Origin of the sequence: Rahnella sp. CJA17(1/100), from assembly GCF_963881615.1 — a bacterium.
Taxonomy (GTDB): domain Bacteria; phylum Pseudomonadota; class Gammaproteobacteria; order Enterobacterales; family Enterobacteriaceae; genus Rahnella; species Rahnella aceris.
This window is the reverse complement of record NZ_CAWOJA010000066.1, coordinates 1-447: the sequence shown is the minus strand read 5'-3', so window position 1 is coordinate 447 and position 447 is coordinate 1. Positions and strand designations below refer to the sequence as shown.

Sequence of the window (447 nt, the reverse complement as noted above, 5' to 3'; positions counted from 1 at the left end):
GTATATCAGCGCCCATAATGGTCGGCACGCCCATTGCGCGAACCAAAATCGCCGCATGTGAGTTAGCTGCACCATCGCGAACCACAACGCCTGCCAGACGGTCTTGCGGCATTTCAGCCAGCAAAGTGGCTGTCAGTTCATCTGCAACCAGAATAAAACGTTCTGGCCACTGCGTGTTGCCCTGGATCGTATCATCAAGATGAAACACCAGCCGCTGCCCCAGCGCCCGTAAGTCACTGCCACGCTCACGCAGATAGGTATCCTGCAAGCTGGAAAACTGCGCCGCAAATTCTTCGACAACCTTTTTGACGGCCCACTCCGCCACTGCACCCTGATCTATCTGGGCGAACAGTTCGCGTTTGAGACGGGCATCATTAAGAAGGTGAGAGTAGAGGTCAAAAATCGCTGCGCTTTCTTTCTGCGCACTCGCCGCGAAACGTTTACTGA

Annotated in this window: 1 protein-coding gene; it reads right to left on the bottom strand. The window is 54.4% G+C overall.

Annotation, left to right across the window (positions count from 1 at the left end; all coding sequences use genetic code 11):
* Nucleotides 1-447 (bottom strand): phosphoenolpyruvate-utilizing N-terminal domain-containing protein (locus tag AACU55_RS22110; protein WP_240785712.1); only part of this gene is annotated, 447 nt, incomplete at both ends.